Below are 18,410 nucleotides of genomic sequence, written 5' to 3' on the forward strand. Positions count from 1 at the left end.
ATGAGTTCCTATCGCAACAGCGATCCGCGGCCGCCTATCATGCAAGGCTCGCCGCCCGCCATGCTGCCGCCGAGGCTCGACTGGGACAGGCCGCCCTGGAACCGCTGGGCTTTCCAGCACATACGGGAAATTCTGCCGACCGTGGAAGTCTGGCGCGGCGCTGGCCATCGCCACCGTCTCGAACGCGCCGAGGTCGATCTCGACGGGCTAGCGGTCGAGGACAGCGAGGGCAGGCCTTCGACACTCGCCGGTCTGCTCGACGAGACCTATACGGACGGCTTCCTGGTGCTCAAGGACGGCAGGATAGCCTATGAGCGCTATTTCAACGGCATGGACGAGCGCACGCTGCACCTGTCGCAGTCGATGGCCAAGTCGGTCACCGGCTCGGTGTTCGGCATATTGGCCGGGCGCGGCCTGATCGATCCGGCGAAGCCAGTGACGGACTACCTGCCGGAACTGAGCGCGACCGGGTGGGCCGGCGCCAGCGTCCAGCATGTGCTTGATATGACCACCGGCGTGCGGTTCTCGGAGGAATACACCGACCGCTATTCCGACATCGGCCAGGTCGATGTCGCCACCGGCTGGAAGCCGGTGCCACCGGGCAGCGATCCGGATTTCCGCTGGCCATCGCACATGTTCGAACTGATCCTGGGCTTGAAGGACACGGTTCGCCCGCATGGAGCCACGTTCGAATATCGCTCGATCGAGACGGACGTGCTCGCCTTCATCATGGAACGGGTGACGGGCAAGCGGCTGGCGCAACTCGTCTCGGAAGAACTTTGGCAAAAGCTCGGGGCTGACGAAAGCGCCTGCTTCACCGTCGACAGCGCCGGCTATGCGCTGGCCGATGGCGGCTTCAACGCGACGCTGCGCGACTACGCCCGCTTTGGCCAGCTGATCCTCGACAATGGCGGCGGCATCGTGCCGGCGGACTGGATCGAGGCGACGCGTACCGGCAGGCATGGTCCGGATTTCTCGGCCAGCCTGCCCGAGGGCAGCTATCGCAACCAGTTCTGGATCGAGAATCCCAGCTCGCGGGCACTGATGTGCCGTGGCGTGTTCGGACAGTTGATCCATATCGACTGGAACACAGGAATGGTCGTGGTGAAGCTGTCGACCTGGCCGGATTTCAGCAACATGGCCTATTCCAGGGCAACGCTGAAGGCCGTGCACGCCATCGCCGCGGCGCTTGCCTGAGCTTCATGACCAATGGACTGGGAGGAAACGCCATGACCGGCAAGACCGCGTTCGAGACTCGATACGGATTCCGCCGCAACGAGGTGCTGCTCGGCAACTGGCGTGTGAGCCCGTTCAATCGGTGGTCGTTCCAGAATCTCGGCGAACTGGTGCCGACCGCCCGGGTGGCGGCAGCGCCCGGCGCCGCAGAAGCCCCTCGGCGAGACATGGACGGCTTGCTCGGGGAAAAGGTCACGGTCGCGACTGCACCGGAGACGGTGGCTGAATTCCTCCTGCGCTCCAGCACCGACGCCCTGACGGTGATGAAAGGCGGCAAGATCATTGGCGACTGGTTCGCGCCGCATATGGAGTTCGGCGCGCGCCACATCATCTTCTCGATCAGCAAATCGGTGACCGCGATCATCGCCGGCATACTGGAAGGCGAGGGGGCGTTCGATCCGGAAGCGCCGGTGACGGACTATATCCCTGAAGCAGCCGGCTCGGCCTATGGCGATGCAAGCGTTCGGCATGTGCTCGACATGAGCGTCAGCCTCGATTTCGAGGAGGCCTATCTCGATCCGGAAAGCGCCTTCGCCCGCTATCGCCGAGCGACGCTGTGGAATCCGGGCGGCGGCACCGAAAGCCTGCGTGAATTCATCCTGACCCTGCAGCGGCTTGCCGAGCCGCATGGCCAGACCTTCCGCTACCGCTCGCCCAATTCCGACCTGCTCGGCCTGCTGCTCGAGCGCGCCTCGGGCCAGCGCTTCACCGACCTGATGCGCGAGAAACTGTGGCTGCCGCTTGGCGCCGTCGGCGAGGCCTCTGTCGGCGTCGACATGGAAGGCACGGCACGCACCGCCGGCGGCATTTCGGTGACGCCGCGTGACCTGGCGCGCCTCGGCGAGATGATGCGGCAGGGCGGCACCGCCAATGGCCACCGCATCGTGCCCGAGGCCTGGGTGCGCGACACCACCAGCACCGGCGGCAGCTCGGAAGCTTGGCGGCGCGGTGCCATGCTGCCGCTGTTCCCGAAAGGCCGCTACCGCAACAAATGGTATCAGACCGGCTTCGAAAATGGCGCGTATTGCGGCATCGGCATCCATGGCCAGTGGCTTTATGTCGATCCCAGCACCGAAGTGGTGATCGCCAAGATGTCGTCGCAGCCGGAGCCGGTCGACGATCCGCTGGATATCGAGATCGTTGCGTTTTTCGAGGCGCTGAGCCGGATGGTCTAAGTGGGCAGTCGCGTGCGATTGGTGATGTCGGCGCTGCCCCTCATCCGCCTGCCGGCACCTTCTCCCCGTATAGTGACGGGGAGAAGGGATCTGGTCGCTACGCCGGCGCCCCTTTGCACCGTTGGCGATTGGCGAAATCGGCGATGACAGCGCCCCTCTCCCCGTCCCTATACGGGGAGAGGATGCCGGCAGGCAGGTGAGGGGCAGCGCAGACATCTCAGTATGGGCAAATTCCTGCGGTACCCAGATCCGGTGAACGCATCGCGCTTTCCTGTGGACCTCCGCCGCGTGTGAGGACGCGGTGGTTGGCGGGCCGCACGCCAACCCTTATGGTCGCCGCTCTTTTCGACGAGAGTGGGAACGGCATGGCATCCGACATCAAGCGCATCGCAGCCATCATCGCGGCCGAAATCAAGGCGCGGCCGGAACAGGCGGCCGCGGCGATCGGACTGCTTGATGAGGGTGCGACGGTGCCGTTCGTGGCACGCTACCGCAAGGAAGTGACCGGCGGGCTGGACGACACGCAATTGCGCGACCTTGCCGAGCGTCTTGTGTATCTGCGCGAACTCGACGCCCGCCGCGACACCATCCTGGGCTCGATCCGCGAGCAGGGCAAGCTGACGCAAGAGCTTGAAACCAAGATCGCGGGCGCCGCGACCAAGGCGGAGCTCGAGGACATATACCTGCCCTACAAGCCGAAGCGCCGCACCAAGGCCGAGATCGCCCGCGAGCGTGGATTGGGGCCGTTGGCCGAAGCCATTCTCAACAAACGTGCGCTGGTGCCCGCGGACGTCGCGCTCGCCTATGTCACCGGCGAGGTGGCCGATGCGAAGGCGGCGCTCGAGGGCGCGCGCGACATCCTGTCGGAGCAATTCGCCGAAAACGCCGATCTGGTCGGCAAGCTGCGCAGCTACATGAAGGAGCGCGCCTTCCTGCGCGCCAGGGTGGTCGACGGCAAGCAGGAGGCCGGCGCGAAATTCTCCGACTATTTCGACCATGTCGAACGTTGGGCGACCGTGCCAAGCCACCGCGCGCTCGCCATGCTGCGCGGCCGCAACGAGGAGGTGCTGTCGCTCGACATCGAGGTGGATGCCGATGACGGCTCGCCGGTGAAGCCGGTCGAGCGGATGATCGCCAACGCCTACGCCATCGGTGCCAGCCTGCCCGGCGACCGCTGGCTGATGGAAGTGGCAGGCTGGACCTGGCGCATCAAACTGTCGCTGCACCTGACGCTCGACCTGATGCGCGACCTGCGCGAGCGGGCCGAGGAAGAAGCGATCCATGTCTTTGCCCGTAACCTCAAGGATTTGCTGCTGGCGGCTCCCGCCGGCTCGCGGCCGACGATGGGGCTCGATCCCGGCATCCGCACCGGCGTCAAGGTGGCGGTGGTCGATGGCACCGGCAAGCTGCTGGCGACGACGACGGTCTATCCGTTTCCGCCGAGGAACGATGTGCGTGGCACGCAGGCCGAACTTGCGGCGCTTATCCGCCAGCACAAGGTCGAGCTGATCTCGATCGGCAACGGCACCGGCAGCCGCGAGACGGAGAAGCTGGTCGCCGACATGCTGTCCGACATGCCTTCGGCCGGCGGCCCGAAGCCGCTCAAGGTGATCGTCAGCGAGGCGGGAGCGTCGGTCTATTCGGCCTCGGCGACGGCTGCCGCCGAGTTCCCCGGCCTCGACGTGTCGCTGCGCGGCGCGGTGTCGATCGCGCGACGGCTGCAGGATCCGCTGGCCGAACTGGTCAAGATCGAGCCGAAATCCATCGGCGTCGGCCAGTATCAGCACGATGTCGACCAGTACCGGCTCGGCCGCTCGCTGGAAGCGGTGGTGGAGGACGCCGTCAACGCGGTCGGCGTCGACCTCAACACCGCCTCGGCGCCGTTGCTGGCGCGGGTTTCAGGCCTCGGCGCGTCGCTCGCCGATGCAATCGTCGCGCATCGCGATGCGACCGGCCCGTTCGCCAGCCGCAAGGACCTGCTGAAGGTGGCACGGCTTGGACCGCGCGCGTTCGAGCAGTCCGCCGGCTTCCTGCGCATCGCCAATGGCAGCGAACCGCTCGATGCCTCGTCGGTGCATCCGGAGGCCTATGGCGTGGCCAAGAAGATCGTCGCCGCCTGCGGCCGCGACGTGCGTTCGCTTTTGGGCGACAGTGCCGCGCTCAAGGCGCTCGACCCGCGCGTCTTCGTCGACGAGCGGTTCGGCTTGCCGACGGTGCGCGACATTCTGGCGGAGCTGGAGAAGCCCGGCCGCGATCCGCGTCCCGGCTTCAAGACGGCGACCTTCGCCGATGGCATCGACGAGATCAAGGATTTGAAGCCCGGCATGCTGCTGGAAGGGACCGTCACCAATGTCGCCGCTTTCGGCGCCTTCGTCGATATAGGCGTGCACCAGGACGGGCTGGTGCATGTCTCGCAGCTCGCCGACCGCTTCATCAAGGACGCGCATGAGGTGGTCAAGGCCGGCGACGTGGTCAAGGTGCGCGTCGTCGATGTCGACATCAAGCGCAAGCGTATCGCGCTCTCCATGCGTAAGGATGCCGGCGAGGGGGGTGCATCGAAGGGCGGGCCGCGCGACAATGGTGGCGGCAGGCCGGCGCCACGCGGGCCTACGCCGCAACGCCAGCCGGAGCGGCCGGCACAGCAAGGTGCGTTCGGCGCCGCGCTGGCGGACGCGCTGAAGCGAAAGTAGCTACCACGCCAGAACAGCCGGCTCCTTCTCAAGCTGGCCGAGCAGCCAGTCCCGGAAACTGGCAACCGGCGGATAGCCGCGCTTGTCGTGAGGAATGACAAGGTAATAGGCGCTGCGGCTCTGCATCGGCTGGCCAGGCGCGGGCACAAGCTGGCCGCGCTGCAGTTCGCCCTCGATGAGAATCTGCGGCAAGAGCGCCACGCCGAGGCCCGCCATGCAAGCCTGGGCAGCGGTGGCGAACTGCTCGAACTGCATGCCAGGCCCGGTCGGCGCGCTCAGGCCCTGATGCTCGAACCATTCGCTCCAGGCCCCCGGACGCGTCGTCATGTGCAGCAGCGGCAAGCGGCCGATGTCGGCCGGTGTGGCGATGGCGCGGCCGGCGAGGAAGTCGGGCGACACCACCGGTGCCACCGTCTCGCGCACCAGAAGTGTCGAGTCGGCGTCCGGCCAGTCCGGCAGGCCGTAGTGGATGGCGGCATCCAACCGTTCGCGGGCGAAGTCGAAGCGCCCGACGCGGGTGACGAAATTGATGGTGATGTCGGGATTGTTCTCGACGAAATCGGGGATCATCGGCATCAGCCAACGCGTACCGAAAGTCGGCAGAATGGCAAGATTCAAGATCCCACTATGCCGATTGCTCATCAATCCAAGGGCTGCGTCACGCAACTGGCCAAGCGCCGAGCGTACCGCTTCGGCGTAGATTTCACCTGCCGTGGAGAGCCTTACATTGCGGCTGTCGCGTTCAAACAGCTGCCGGCCGAACTGATCTTCCAGAAGCCTGACCTGGCGGCTGACCGCGCCCTGGGTCAGGTCCAATTCCTGGGCGGCGGCGGTGAAGGAGCCAAGCCGCGCCACGGCCTCGAAGGCGGCAAGGGCGCTGATATTGGGCAAAAGGCGGCGCTGGACACTCATGATCCATTCCTAACGCTCATTGATCCGCGAAGCAATTTCGTTTGATTTTTTCAGGCCACGAGCCGATAAGCCGGGCTTCACCTGTTTCAAGGATCGAGAAGCCATGGCCGACAAGAATGCATTCGTGTGGGAAGACCCGTTCCTGATCGAGGACCAGCTTTCGGAAGACGAGCGCATGGTGCGCGATGGCGCTGCCGCCTTTGCCGCCGACAAGCTCGCGCCGCGTATCGAGGAAGCCTATCTCAACGAGACCTTCGACACGGCGATCTTCCGCGAGATGGGCGAGGCCGGCCTGCTCGGCATCAACATTCCGGAAGAGTTCGGTGGCCTCGCCGCCAGCTATGTCACCTACGGGCTGGTGGCGCGGGAAGTCGAACGCGTCGATTCCGGCTATCGCTCGATGATGTCGGTGCAGTCGTCGCTGGTGATGTACCCGATCTATGCCTATGGCTCGGACGAACAGCGCAGGAAATATCTGCCCAAGCTCGCCAGCGGCGAATGGATCGGCTGCTTCGGTCTGACCGAGCCGGATGCCGGTTCCGATCCCGGCGGCATGAAGACCCGCGCCGAAAAGACCGCCAGCGGCTATAAGCTCTCCGGCTCCAAGATGTGGATTTCTAACGCGCCGGTCGCCGACGTGTTCGTCGTATGGGCCAAGTTGAAGGGCGAGAACGGCAAGGACGAGATCCGCGGTTTCGTGCTGGAGAAAGGCATCAAGGGGCTATCGGCGCCGAAGATCGGCGGCAAGCTGTCGCTGCGCGCGTCGATCACCGGCGAAGTGGTGATGGAAGGCGTCGAGGTCGGCGAGGACGCGCTGCTGCCCAACGCCAAGGGCCTCGGTGGACCCTTCGGCTGCCTCAACCGGGCCCGCTACGGCATCTCATGGGGCTCGATGGGCGCGGCGGAAGATTGCTGGCATCGCGCTCGCCAATATGGGCTTGACCGCAAGCAGTTCGGCAAGCCGCTGGCCGGCACGCAGCTCTACCAGAAGAAGCTCGCCGACATGCAGACCGAGATCGCTCTGGGGCTACAGGCCTCCTTGCGCGTCGGGCGCCTGCTCGATGAAGGCAAGATGGCGCCGGAAATGATCTCGATCGTCAAGCGCAACAATTGCGGCAAGGCGCTCGACATCGCCCGCCAGGCCCGCGACATGCATGGCGGCAACGGGATCCAGATCGGCTATCACGTCATGCGCCACGCGCAGAACCTGGAAACCGTCAACACCTACGAAGGCACCCATGACGTGCACGCGCTGATCCTGGGACGGGCGCAAACGGGAATACAGGCGTTCTTTTGAGCGACTTAAGCCGGCAAGCGGTTCTTTAATTTAGGTGCACCGCAACATCCGCTTGGAGAATGGCGGCCAGATGTGTCAGGGTTCGGCTGATGAAACGCCGATCTCCGGGGCCCCATGGCAATTCTGGCAGCCATCTACCACCTGACCCACTATAAATACGACCGGCCGGTGGTTCTCGGGCCCCAAATCATCAGGCTGCAGCCGGCACCGCATTCCCGCACCAAGGTGTTGAGCCATTCGCTCAAGGTCGAGCCGGCGAACCACTTCGTCAATCTGCAGCAGGATCCTTACGGCAACTTCCTCGCCCGTTTCGTCTTTCCGGAGCCGGTGACGGAGCTGAAGATCGAGGTCGACCTCGTCGCCGACATGACCGTCTACAATCCGTTCGACTTCTTCGTCGAACCGTCGGCCGAGGCGTTCCCGTTCGACTATCCCGAGGAGATCCGTGACGACCTCGCCACCTACCGCACGCCGGAGCCGGCCGGGCCGCTGCTCCAGGCGTTTCTGAAAACCGTCGACCGCAGCGCGCCCAACACGGTCAATTTCCTCGTCGATCTCAATGCCCGCCTGCAGCGCGAGATCACCTATATCGTGCGCATGGAAACCGGTGTCTTCTCACCGGAGGAAACGCTGGCAGCGGCCAAGGGCTCCTGCCGCGATTCAAGCTGGCTCCTGGTGCAGATCCTGCGCAATCTCGGCATCGCCGCGCGCTTCGTCTCGGGGTATCTGATCCAGCTCAAGCCCGACCTTGTCGCGCTGGATGGGCCGGCCGGGACAGCGGTCGATTTCACCGACCTGCACGCCTGGTGCGAGGTCTATCTTCCTGGCGCCGGCTGGATCGGCTTCGATCCGACCTCGGGCCTGCTCACCGGCGAGAGCCATGTGCCACTGGCAGCGACGCCGCATTTCCGCAATGCGGCGCCTATTTCCGGGATGGCGAGCTTCGCCAATGTCGAGTTCGGCTTCGAGATGCGGGTCGACCGCATCGCCGAGCATCCGCGCATCACCAAGCCGTTCTCCGACGAGAGCTGGCAGGCGCTCGACGCGCTCGGCAACAAGGTCGATGCCGCGCTCGCGGCCGGGGATGTGCGGCTGACCATGGGCGGCGAGCCGACCTTCGTGTCGATCGACGATTTCGAGGCCGCCGAATGGAACACCGCCGCCGTTGGGCCAACCAAGCGCGAAAAGGCCGATGCGTTGATCCGCAGGCTGCGCGAGCGTTTCGCGCCCGGCGGCTTTCTCCATTACGGCCAAGGCAAGTGGTATCCCGGTGAAAGCCTGCCACGCTGGACGTTTTCGCTCTTTTGGCGCGCCGACGGCGAGCCGGTGTGGAGCGACCCGTCGCTGATCGCGCGGGAAGATAGTTCGGCTGATATCGGGCCGAAACAAGCCGAAAGCCTGCTGACGGCGATCGCCGGCGAACTCGGCATCGACACGTCCATGGTCAGCGAAGCCTATGAGGATCCGGCCGAATGGCTGCTCAAGGAAGGCAAGCTGCCCGACAATGTCGACCCGTCGAATTCGAAACTCGAAGATCCGGAGGAACGCAGCCGCATGGCGCGTGTCTTCGAACGCGGGCTGACCAAGCCGTCCGGCTATGTGCTGCCGGTGCAGCGCTGGAACAGCCAGGCCTCCGATCCGCGCTGGCGCTCGGAGAAATGGAAGACGCGGCGCGGCCGGCTGTTCCTGGTGCCGGGTGATTCTCCGGTCGGCTATCGCCTGCCGTTGGGCACGCTGCCCTATGTGCCGCCGGCGCAATTCCCCTACATCGTGCCCGTCGATCCGTCGCTGCCGCGTGGCCCGTTGCCCGTACGCGAAGCGATCTTGCCAGCGGCCGCTCCTGCGGAACTCGAAGGCGCCGACGAAATGGCCCGTCGCCAGCAGGCAGCCTCGTTCACGGCGACGACCGGCCAGCAGGAGCGCGTCGAGCAGGAGATCACCGAGATCGGCGGCGCGGTGCGCACGGCACTTTCGGTCGAACCGCGTGACGGCAGGCTGTGCGTGTTCATGCCGCCGGTCGAGGCGCTCGAGGACTATCTCGAACTCGTCGCCGCCGCCGAGAACGCGGCAAGGGCGATTGGCCTTCCCGTGCACATCGAGGGCTACGGTCCACCGCATGACCCGCGCCTCAACGTCATCCGCGTGGCACCCGATCCCGGCGTCATCGAGGTCAACATCCACCCTGCCTCGAACTGGCAGGACTGCGTGGCGACAACGACGGCGATCTACGACGAGGCGCGGCAGACGCGGCTTGGCGCCGACAAGTTCATGATCGACGGCCGCCACACCGGCACCGGAGGCGGCAACCATGTCGTGGTCGGCGGCGCCACGCCCAATGACAGCCCGTTCCTGCGCCGGCCCGACCTGCTGAAGAGCCTGGTGCTGCAATGGCAGCGGCATCCCTCGCTGTCCTATCTGTTCTCCGGCCTGTTCATCGGCCCGACCAGCCAGGCGCCGCGCTTCGACGAGGCGCGCCACGACTCTCTTTACGAGCTTGAAATCGCGATGGCGCAGGTGCCGCATCCCGACCAGGGTGCCGCACCCTTGCCGTGGCTGGTCGACCGGTTGTTCCGCAACCTGTTGACCGACGTCACCGGCAATACGCATCGCTCGGAAATCTGCATCGACAAGCTGTTTTCCCCGGATGGTCCGACTGGCCGGCTTGGCCTTGTCGAATTCCGCGGATTCGAGATGCCGCCCAATGCGCGCATGTCTCTGGCGCAGCAATTGCTGGTGCGGGCCATCATCGCCCGCGCGTGGAAGAACCCGCTCGACGGGCGCTTCGCGCGCTGGGGCACCTCGCTGCATGATCGCTTCATGCTGCCGCACCATGTCTGGGCGGACTTTCTCGACGTGCTCGACGACCTCAAGCTCAATGGTTTCGAATTCCGGCCCGAATGGTTCGATGCCCAGCTCGAATTCCGCTTTCCCTTCTGCGGCGAGGTGCAGCATGCCGGCATCAAGCTGGAGCTCAGGCAAGCGCTGGAACCATGGCATGTGATGGGCGAGCAGGGCGCGATCGGCGGCACCGTGCGCTTCGTCGATTCATCGGTCGAACGGCTGCAGGTCAGGACCGAAGGCCTCAACCCGGAGCGTCATGCGATCGTCTGCAACGGCCGCATCGTGCCGATGAGGATTACCGACAACAGGGAGGTCGCGGTGGCCGGCGTGCGCTTCAAGGCCTGGCAGCCGGCCTCGGGCCTGCATCCGGCGCTGCCGGTCAACACGCCGCTGGTGTTCGACATCTATGACCGCTGGTCCGGCCGGGCAATCGGCGGCTGCGTCTACCATGTCGCGCATCCCGGCGGGCGCAGCTACGACACTTTCCCCGTCAACGGCAACGAGGCGGAGGCACGGCGGCTCGCCCGCTTCGAACCGCGCGGCCACACACCCTCGGGCTATGTGTTGCGCGAGGAACAGCCGGCGGAAGATTTCCCGATGACCCTTGACCTCAGGCGTCCACCAAGACTGTGATCTGACATGGCAAAGGGGAATCACAAAAGGGTGCGCGGCAAGCCGCAGGCCCATAGCCTGCTGGAGCACTACCAGCCGATCGACGGCGTCGTCGACGAGATGGTCGACGCGTCAGGCAATCCCCGTCCGGTCTGGAAGCATTTTGTCGAAGCGCTCGACGACCTCGGGGCCGAAAAGCTCGGCCAGCGCTTCGCCCGCGCCGATCAGTATCTGCGCGATGCCGGTGTCTATTACCGCGTCTACGACAAGGCGGGCGCCAACGAGCGCGAATGGCCGCTGGCGCATATTCCCTTGCTCATCGAGGACAGCGAGTGGCAGGCGGTCAGCGCCGGCCTGGTGCAGCGCGCCGAACTGTTCGAGGAAATTGTTGCCGATATCCATGGGCCGAACCGGCTGATCGAAAAAGGCATCGTGCCGGCAGGACTGATCGCGGCGAGCCCTGAATATTTGCGGCCCGTGGTCGGCACCAGGCCGGCCGGAGGGCATTTCCTGCACTTCTGCGCCTTCGAACTCGGCCGCGGTCCGGACGGCCGCTGGTGGGTGCTGGGCGACCGCACCCAGGCGCCTTCGGGCGCCGGCTTCGCGCTGGAAAACCGGGTCGCCACCACGCGCGCTTTGTCCGACATCTATGGCGAGATGCATGTGCACCGGCTCGCCGGCTTCTTCCGCCGCTTTCGCGATGCGCTGATCGGCATGGCAAAGGAGAGCGACGGCCGCGTCGCCATCCTGACGCCGGGGCCACTCAACGAGACCTATTACGAACACGCCTATATCGCCCGCTACCTCGGCATCATGCTGCTCGAAGGCGAGGACCTGACCGTTTCCGGCGGCAGGCTGATGGTGCGGACCGTGTCCGGCCTGATGCCCATCAGCGTGCTGTGGCGGCGGCTCGATGCCGCCTTCGCCGATCCGCTCGAGCTGCGCCCGGATTCGCAGATCGGTACGCCGGGGCTGGTCGAGGCGATCCGGCAAGGCACGGTGTCCACCGTCAATGCGCTGGGCTCGGGCCTGATGGAGACGCGCGCGCTGCTCGCCTTTCTGCCCAAGATCGCGCGCGAATTGTGGGGCGAGGAGCTGCTTTTGCCCAGTGTGGCGACATGGTGGTGCGGGCAGGAGACGGAGCGCGCCCATGTGCTCGCCAATATCGACCGCATGGTGGTCGGCCCGGCGCTGTCGACAAGACTTGCCTTCGAAGATGACGGACAGACGAAGCTCGGCTCGGCGCTGTCGGTCGGGGAGCGGGCGGAACTGGTGGCGCGCATCGAACGCGACGGCGAGGCCTTCGTCGGCCAGGAGGCGGTGACGCTTTCGACGACGCCGGTCTATGTCGGCGGCTGGCTGGAACCGCGGCCGGCGAGCCTGCGCGTCTATCTGGCGCGTACGCCCGAGGGCTGGACGGTGATGCCGGGCGGGTTTGCGCGCGTCGGCCTATCGCTCGACCCGACGGCGATCGCCATGCAGCGCGGCGGCCAGGCGGCTGATGTCTGGGTGGTCAGCGACAGACCCGTGGAGCGCGAGACGCTGCTGCCGCAGGAGAGCGACAGCTTCAACCGGACGAGGCCCGGTAGCCTGCCCAGCCGCGCGGCGGAAAACCTGACCTGGCTCGGCCGCTACATCGAACGCTCGGAAGACACGGTGCGTATCCTGCGCGCCTATCACGTGCGGCTCGCCGAAACGTCCGATCCGGACATGCCGCTGCTGGCCGATATCAGGGATTATCTCGAACCGTTCGGCATCGATGTCGAAACGGCGATCCCGCCAGGGCTGATCGGCACGCTCGACAGCGCGGTGTACAGCGCCGGCCAGATCCGCGATCGTTTCTCGCCGGATGGCTGGCTGGCGCTCAAGGATTTGTCAAAAACGATCCATCAGTTCGCCACCACCGTGGCGCCCGGCGACGATGCGACGCGGGCCATGACCGTGATCCTGCGCAAGCTTGCCGGATTCTCGGGCCTTTTGCATGAGAACATGTACCGCTTTGCTGGCTGGCGTTTCCTCGAGATCGGCCGGCGGCTGGAGCGCGGCATCCAGATCGCCAGCACGCTGGCCCGACTGACCAGCAGCAAGGCGCCGGACGGGGCGCTGGACATGATGCTGGAGATCGGCGACAGCGTGATGACCCATCGACGGCAATATCCGGTGCAGGCCGGCCGGCGCACGGTGATCGATCTCCTGGCGCTCGATCCGCTCAATCCACGCTCCATCCTGTTCCAATTGGAGAGGCTGAAAGCCGAGATAGGGCTGTTGCCGGCGACCGGCGGCGAGGGGCACATGTCGGCGGCGGCCAAGGAAATCCTGCAGCTCAACACGTCCATCGCCATCAAGGAGCCGGCAGACATGACGGTGAAGGCGTTGAACGATCTCGCGGGCGAAATAGGCGGGCTCTACAGCAGCCTCGCCAAAGCCTATTTCGGCTAGAAAGAGATGGCCATGCTGTACGACATCAGGCTTCTGCTCCACTACGACTATGCTGCCGCTGCTGGCGGCGGACGCCATCAGGTGCGCGTGCTGCCGTCGACCATTGACGGTGTGCAGCGTGTCATCGCCGCTTCGCTTTCTTTTTCACCGGCACCCAACGAACGGTCGGATTTTTCCGATTTCTTCGGCAACAATGTCACTTCGATCGCGTTTCGCGACGCCCATGACACGCTCGACATCAGGATGAGCGCGCGTGTGTCGGTGGCGCGGCCCGAGCCGGGGCTCGACGTGTCGCCCGATCTCCGCCGCCTTCGACAGGAGCTGGCCGCCGTGCGGTCGCTTGCGCCTGCCTCGCCGCACCATTTCCTGGCCGCCAGCAGCCATGCGGGCATCGATGCCGCGATCACCGCATTCGCGCGAGACAGCATCGGAAACTCGGCCGCGGGGACGGCGATGAACCTGTGCAATCGCATCCATCGCGATTTCACATACGATGACGAGGCGACCACGGTGCGGACCCGGGCCAGCGACGCCTTCCAGCTGAAGCGGGGCGTCTGTCAGGATTTCTCGCACATCATGATCGCCGGCTTACGCGGGCTTGGCATTCCGGCCGGCTATGTCAGTGGCTTCCTGCGCACCATTCCGCCCAAAGGCAAGCCCCGGCTGGAAGGCGCGGATGCCATGCATGCCTGGGTCAAGGTCTGGTGCGGGCGTGATGCCGGCTGGCAGGAGTTCGATCCGACCAATGGCATGCGGGCCTCCAACGACCATATCACCGTTGGTTACGGGCGCGACTATTCGGATGTGGCGCCCATCGTCGGCGTGCTGAAGACGACTGGCGGACAGGTCGGCGACCAGGCGGTCGACGTCATCCCGGTCGTGCTCGAAAAGGCGTGAAACGGGGCGCACTAACTTGCCGGCGCCGCGAGTTCTCACAAGGATGGGGCAGACTTCTCAAACATCGATGCGGTCACTAGAGCAGCTCACCGGTTCACGGAAAAGGCGAGCCGATCCAAGTCTTTGATTTCGCGCAATTCCGGACGGAAAAGCGCCGTTTCACACTTTTCCTGTAAGTGCTTAGTCTGTATTCGCTTGGAGGGAGAATAGTCTTAGGCTGCCGCGCACAGGCATGAGGTTTGTCATTGAAAGCTGTCAGCGTCGTCATACCCGCCTACAATGCGGCGGCAACGATCGCTAAAACGCTGGCCTCGCTTGGCGGAGAGGCCGGGTTTATCGGCGAGGTCCTGCTGGTCGACGATCAATCGACCGATGGCACAGCCGATGCAGCCCGGCAGGCCGCGGCGCAATCATCCCTGCCTTTGCGTGTGCTGCCCGCCAGTTGCCGCGACGCCGGCGGCGCCCGCAACCTGGCGCTTGATGAGGCAGCCCATCCGTGGGTCTACCTGATCGACGCCGACGACCTGCACCTTCAGGGCGGCTTAAGCTCCTTGCTGTCGCAGGCGGAAACCCAGCCCAAGGCCGACATGATCGTCGGTGCCTTCCGGCGCAGGGTGAACGGCCAGGATCGGCAGATCAAGGTGCCAAACGGCTACACCGCGGCCTGCCTCACCAACGCCTCCGCCTACGTGAAGGGGGATATACGCTCGGTGGCGGTGGGCAGCGTGCTGGCTTCCCGGCGTCTCATCGGCGAGACCCGGTTCCCCGTCGGGCTCGCCTTCGACGAGGACACGCTGTTCTGGGCGCGGCTGATGAGCAAGGCGTCGCTGGTCATGGTTCAGCGCCCCGTCATGATCTACGAAGTTTCAGCGGAGCGTTCGGACGATCGCTTCACGGTCAACCCGGTGCGGCGCTTCCTGGACTGGCGCCGGGAGCTGCGTACGCTCACCGATTGCGGCATCCCGATTTCGGCACTGAAAGCAAGGGAGGGCCTCGTCGCGCTCAAGATCGCCCGTGTCCATTATGCGCGAGGCGACCTGGACATGGCCGCGCGCTTTCTCGCAATAGCCTCAGTGGCGCCGAAGCGGCGCTCGGAAGCCTGGCGCTGCCTGCGCTACAAATTCAAACTCGCGGCGCGCCGCCGGCTGTCCCTTCCGCCGACACAGATGCAGCGCGCATTGTAGGCCCGACCGACGCCACCGGGATTGCCTTGTTTCCAGGCGGGGTGTGGAACCAGCGGTCAGCCCGCAGCTTATCTACGCATATTTCGTGTGGAGCTTACATGCTGCAGAGAACCGGATCGTCGCGGAGCCGATTGGCCGACGGTGATAGCGTACCCAAGAATGGAGCACAGATTTCCGCCAGGGATGCCGCGCTGACCTATGTCAGCGATGCCGAGCCCGGCATCCGCCGGCTGAAGGCAGGCAAGGGATTCGCTTACAAGGCACCGGACGGGAAAGCGGTCTCCGATGCCGACAGAGCGCGCATCGCGGCGATCGTCATACCGCCGGCTTGGACCGATGTCTGGATTTCGCCCGATCCGAACGGGCATATCCAGGCGACCGGGAGGGATCAGCGGGGGCGCAAGCAGTATCGCTATCATCCGCAATGGGCCGAGGAGCGCGACGGCGCCAAATATTCGAGCCTCGTGGCTTTCGCCGAAAGCCTGCCGGACCTTCGGCGCAGGATCGACAGCGACCTGCGCCGTCACGGCCTGCCGCTCGAACGCGTCGCCGCCGCGGTGGTCTGGCTGCTCGACAACACGATGATCCGCGTCGGCAATGCCGCCTATGCCCGCGACAACAAGAGCTTCGGCCTGACGACTTTGCGGGACCGGCATGTCGATATCAAGGGATCGAGCCTGCGCTTCGCCTTCAAGGGCAAGTCCGGCAAGGAATGGAAATTGAAGCTGGTTGACCGCCGGATCGCGGGGATCGTTCGGGGCGCGCAGGACCTGCCGGGCCAGAAACTGTTCCAGTATCTCGACGAGGACGGCAACAGACGCCCTGTCCGCTCCGACGACGTGAACCACTATATCCGCGAAGCGGTCGGCGATGCGTTCAGTTCGAAGCACTTCCGCACATGGGGCGGCACCATCCACGCCGCGTCGCTGTTTGCACAGACGGAACTGCCTGAAAGCCAGGCACAGCAAAAACGGGTGATGAACAACGTCATCGACAAGGTGGCCGAACGGCTGGGCAATACGCGCGCGGTCTGCCGCCAATGCTATATCCATCCGCAGGTCTTCAAGGCTTGGAGCGAAGGACGACTGCTTGCCGAAATGGCGGAAGCCAACAAGCGCAAGCGATCCATCGAAGGCCTCGATGAGGAGGAAGCGCTCGTGTTGAGATGGTTGAAGACGCAGGAGGACCGATCGGCGGCAATCGGCGGCCGCTGAATCCGCGGCGTCTCGATTTTTTTATCGACGCCATGTCGGCATCGGCCCTACTGTTTCGTCCTTTGCTACAGAAAGGACCGTCCATGCTCTACGCCATCCTCTGCTACGCCTCCGAAGATGTCGTCTGTTCCTGGAGCAAGGAACAGGACGACAAGGTCATGGCCGACCTGCTCGGCGTTCAGGAGAAGTATGCCAACGCCGGCCGGCTTGGGCCCGTGGCGCGGCTTTTGCCGACGACGGCGGCAACGACGCTGCGGAAAGTGAAAGGTGAATCGCTGGTCATCGACGGGCCGTTCGCCGAGACCAAGGAACAGTTCCTCGGTTTCTACACGCTCGATTGCGCCGACCTCGACGAGGCCGTCGAATTCGCTCGCGAGCTCTCCGAGGTCAACCCAAGCGGCGGTTCCTACGAAATCCGCCCGGTATCGGTGTTCCATCCGACGAGGGTTCCGGCATGACCGAACTCGCCTGGATAAGCTCCGCGATCAGCGCTGCCCGCCCACAGGCGATGGGCGCGCTGCTGCGCTATTTCCGCGATCTCGACACGGCGGAGGAAGCTTTCCAGGACGCCTGCCTCAAGGCGCTGAAGAACTGGCCGCAAAACGGGCCGCCTCGCGATCCGGCGGCCTGGTTGATCTTCGTCGGCCGCAACAGCGGCATCGACGCTGTGCGCAAGCGTGCCAAGCAGGCGCCGATGCCGGAAGAGGACCAGGTTTCCGATCTGGAGGACGCCGAAAGCGACATCGCCGAGCGGCTGGACGGAGCGCATTACCGCGACGACATATTGCGGCTGCTGTTCATCTGCTGTCACCCTGATTTGCCCGCAACGCAGCAGATCGCGGTGGCGCTGCGCGTCGTCTCCGGCCTCACCGTCAAGCAGATCGCGCGCGCCTTCCTGGTCGGCGACAGCGCGATGGAGCAGCGCATCACCCGCGCCAAGGCGCGCATCGCGGACGCTGGCGTGCCGTTCGAGACGCCGGGCGCGGTCGAGCGCTCCGAGCGGCTCGCGGCGGTCGCGTCGATGGTCTACCTGATCTTCAACGAGGGCTATTCGACCAACAGCGGCGAGGCGCCGGCTCGCGCGCCCTTGTGCGAGGAAGCGATCCGGCTTGCCCGGCTGCTGCTGCGGCTGTTCCAGACCGAGCCGGAGATCATGGGGCTGACGGCGCTGCTTCTGCTGCAGCACGCACGCGCACCGGCACGTTTTGACGATGATGGCGAGATCGTGCTGCTCGAGGACCAGGATCGAAGCCTGTGGAGCCGCAAGATGATCGACGAAGGGCTGGCGCTCGTCGACAAGGCGCTGCGCCATCGCAAGCCAGGTCCCTATCAAGTCCAGGCGGCGATCGCAGCGCTCCACGCGCGGGCCGAGAAAGCCGAGGACACCGACTGGGTGGAGATCGACCTGCTCTATGGCCTGCTCGAGCAGATGCAGCCGTCGCCGGTCATCACGCTCAACCGTGCGGTCGCGGTCGCCAAGGTGCGCGGACCGGAAGCGGCGCTGGCGATGATCGAGCCGCTCGAGCCGAGGCTTTCGGGCTATTTCCATTTCTTCGGCCTCAAGGGCGGGCTGTTGATGCAACTCGACCGGGGCGAGGAGGCACGCATTGCCTTCGACCGCGCCATCGCGCTCGCCAACACCGCGGCGGAAGCTGCCCATATCCGCATGCATATCGACCGTCTGATCAAGGACGGCGCCGTACGCATGCCGGCGAAAAAGGCAAACTGACCCCCTACACGGCCCGAGCATTGCCTGGCTCAATCGTGCAGCCCGGGCTTGGACCATGCCGGGGTGGCGATTTTCCCCTGAAACAGGTAATGGCACGCCATGACAGCCGCTTCCAGCCGCGACGGCGCCGGGAAGGCATGGCAGGCGTTGGCCCGCGCCCTACGAGCGGCGGGATTCTGAAAGG

12 protein-coding genes are annotated in these 18,410 nt (G+C 65.1%); 11 read left to right on the top strand and 1 reads right to left on the bottom strand.

Annotation, left to right across the window (positions count from 1 at the left end):
* From FJ543_RS12530 to FJ543_RS12545, 3 genes are all read left to right on the top strand, one after another.
* Entirely contained in the window at positions 1-1,197 is a 1,197-nt protein-coding gene (locus FJ543_RS12530; RefSeq protein WP_140875265.1) for a serine hydrolase, read from the top strand.
* Positions 1,198-1,229: 32 nt separating this feature from the next.
* Entirely contained in the window at positions 1,230-2,411 is a 1,182-nt protein-coding gene (locus FJ543_RS12535; RefSeq protein WP_140875267.1) for a serine hydrolase, read from the top strand.
* 365 nt (positions 2,412-2,776) lie between these two features.
* Complete coding sequence (locus tag FJ543_RS12545) at positions 2,777-5,101, top strand: Tex family protein (RefSeq protein WP_140875269.1); 2,325 nt, start codon at positions 2,777-2,779, stop codon at positions 5,099-5,101.
* Here the strand turns inward: FJ543_RS12545 and FJ543_RS12550 are convergent, their stop codons facing one another.
* On the bottom strand, positions 5,102-6,013 hold the full coding sequence (locus FJ543_RS12550; protein ID WP_140875271.1) for a LysR family transcriptional regulator: 912 nt from the start codon (positions 6,011-6,013) through the stop codon (positions 5,102-5,104).
* A gap of 103 nt (positions 6,014-6,116) precedes the next feature.
* Between FJ543_RS12550 and FJ543_RS12555 the strand changes: the two genes are divergently transcribed.
* The 8 genes from FJ543_RS12555 to FJ543_RS12590 all read left to right on the top strand — a co-directional run bounded on the left by FJ543_RS12555 (position 6,117) and on the right by FJ543_RS12590 (position 18,226).
* Positions 6,117-7,310, top strand: coding sequence for an acyl-CoA dehydrogenase (locus tag FJ543_RS12555; protein WP_140875273.1), 1,194 nt, complete (start codon positions 6,117-6,119; stop codon positions 7,308-7,310).
* 114 nt (positions 7,311-7,424) lie between these two features.
* On the top strand, positions 7,425-10,784 hold the full coding sequence (locus FJ543_RS12560) for a transglutaminase family protein (protein ID WP_140875275.1): 3,360 nt from the start codon (positions 7,425-7,427) through the stop codon (positions 10,782-10,784).
* 6 nt (positions 10,785-10,790) lie between these two features.
* On the top strand, positions 10,791-13,202 hold the full coding sequence (locus FJ543_RS12565) for a circularly permuted type 2 ATP-grasp protein (protein WP_140875277.1): 2,412 nt from the start codon (positions 10,791-10,793) through the stop codon (positions 13,200-13,202).
* A 12-nt stretch (positions 13,203-13,214) separates the two neighbouring features.
* Positions 13,215-14,099, top strand: a complete 885-nt coding sequence (locus tag FJ543_RS12570; protein WP_140823160.1) for a transglutaminase family protein — start codon at positions 13,215-13,217, stop codon at positions 14,097-14,099.
* 245 nt (positions 14,100-14,344) lie between these two features.
* Entirely contained in the window at positions 14,345-15,283 is a 939-nt protein-coding gene (locus FJ543_RS12575) for a glycosyltransferase family A protein (RefSeq protein ID WP_140875279.1), read from the top strand.
* Positions 15,284-15,381: 98 nt separating this feature from the next.
* Positions 15,382-16,497: a DNA topoisomerase IB gene (locus FJ543_RS12580; RefSeq protein ID WP_140661836.1), complete on the top strand. Its 1,116-nt coding sequence runs from the start codon at positions 15,382-15,384 to the stop codon at positions 16,495-16,497.
* A gap of 83 nt (positions 16,498-16,580) precedes the next feature.
* Positions 16,581-16,955 carry a YciI family protein gene (locus FJ543_RS12585; RefSeq protein WP_015315946.1) on the top strand — a complete coding sequence of 125 codons (375 nt, stop codon included), beginning with the start codon at positions 16,581-16,583 and terminating at the stop codon, positions 16,953-16,955.
* Positions 16,952-18,226 (top strand): RNA polymerase sigma factor, encoded by a 1,275-nt coding sequence (locus FJ543_RS12590; RefSeq protein ID WP_140875281.1) that lies wholly within the window; start codon positions 16,952-16,954, stop codon positions 18,224-18,226. The genes FJ543_RS12585 and FJ543_RS12590 overlap by 4 nt, the downstream gene beginning before the upstream one ends.
* The last annotated feature ends 184 nt before the right edge of the window (positions 18,227-18,410 follow it).

Source organism: Mesorhizobium sp. B2-5-7, assembly GCF_006440875.1.
In the GTDB taxonomy this organism is placed as follows: domain Bacteria; phylum Pseudomonadota; class Alphaproteobacteria; order Rhizobiales; family Rhizobiaceae; genus Mesorhizobium; species Mesorhizobium australicum.

Coding starts and splice junctions, on each gene's coding strand:
- FJ543_RS12570 (WP_140823160.1), top strand. CDS start 13,215: ATGCTGTACGACATCAGGCTTCTGCTCCACTACGACTATGCTGCCGCT.
- FJ543_RS12545 (WP_140875269.1), top strand. CDS start 2,777: ATGGCATCCGACATCAAGCGCATCGCAGCCATCATCGCGGCCGAAATC.
- FJ543_RS12590 (WP_140875281.1), top strand. CDS start 16,952: ATGACCGAACTCGCCTGGATAAGCTCCGCGATCAGCGCTGCCCGCCCA.
- FJ543_RS12560 (WP_140875275.1), top strand. CDS start 7,425: ATGGCAATTCTGGCAGCCATCTACCACCTGACCCACTATAAATACGAC.
- FJ543_RS12565 (WP_140875277.1), top strand. CDS start 10,791: ATGGCAAAGGGGAATCACAAAAGGGTGCGCGGCAAGCCGCAGGCCCAT.
- FJ543_RS12530 (WP_140875265.1), top strand. CDS start 1: ATGAGTTCCTATCGCAACAGCGATCCGCGGCCGCCTATCATGCAAGGC.
- FJ543_RS12535 (WP_140875267.1), top strand. CDS start 1,230: ATGACCGGCAAGACCGCGTTCGAGACTCGATACGGATTCCGCCGCAAC.
- FJ543_RS12585 (WP_015315946.1), top strand. CDS start 16,581: ATGCTCTACGCCATCCTCTGCTACGCCTCCGAAGATGTCGTCTGTTCC.
- FJ543_RS12550 (WP_140875271.1), bottom strand. CDS start 6,013: ATGAGTGTCCAGCGCCGCCTTTTGCCCAATATCAGCGCCCTTGCCGCC.
- FJ543_RS12555 (WP_140875273.1), top strand. CDS start 6,117: ATGGCCGACAAGAATGCATTCGTGTGGGAAGACCCGTTCCTGATCGAG.
- FJ543_RS12580 (WP_140661836.1), top strand. CDS start 15,382: ATGCTGCAGAGAACCGGATCGTCGCGGAGCCGATTGGCCGACGGTGAT.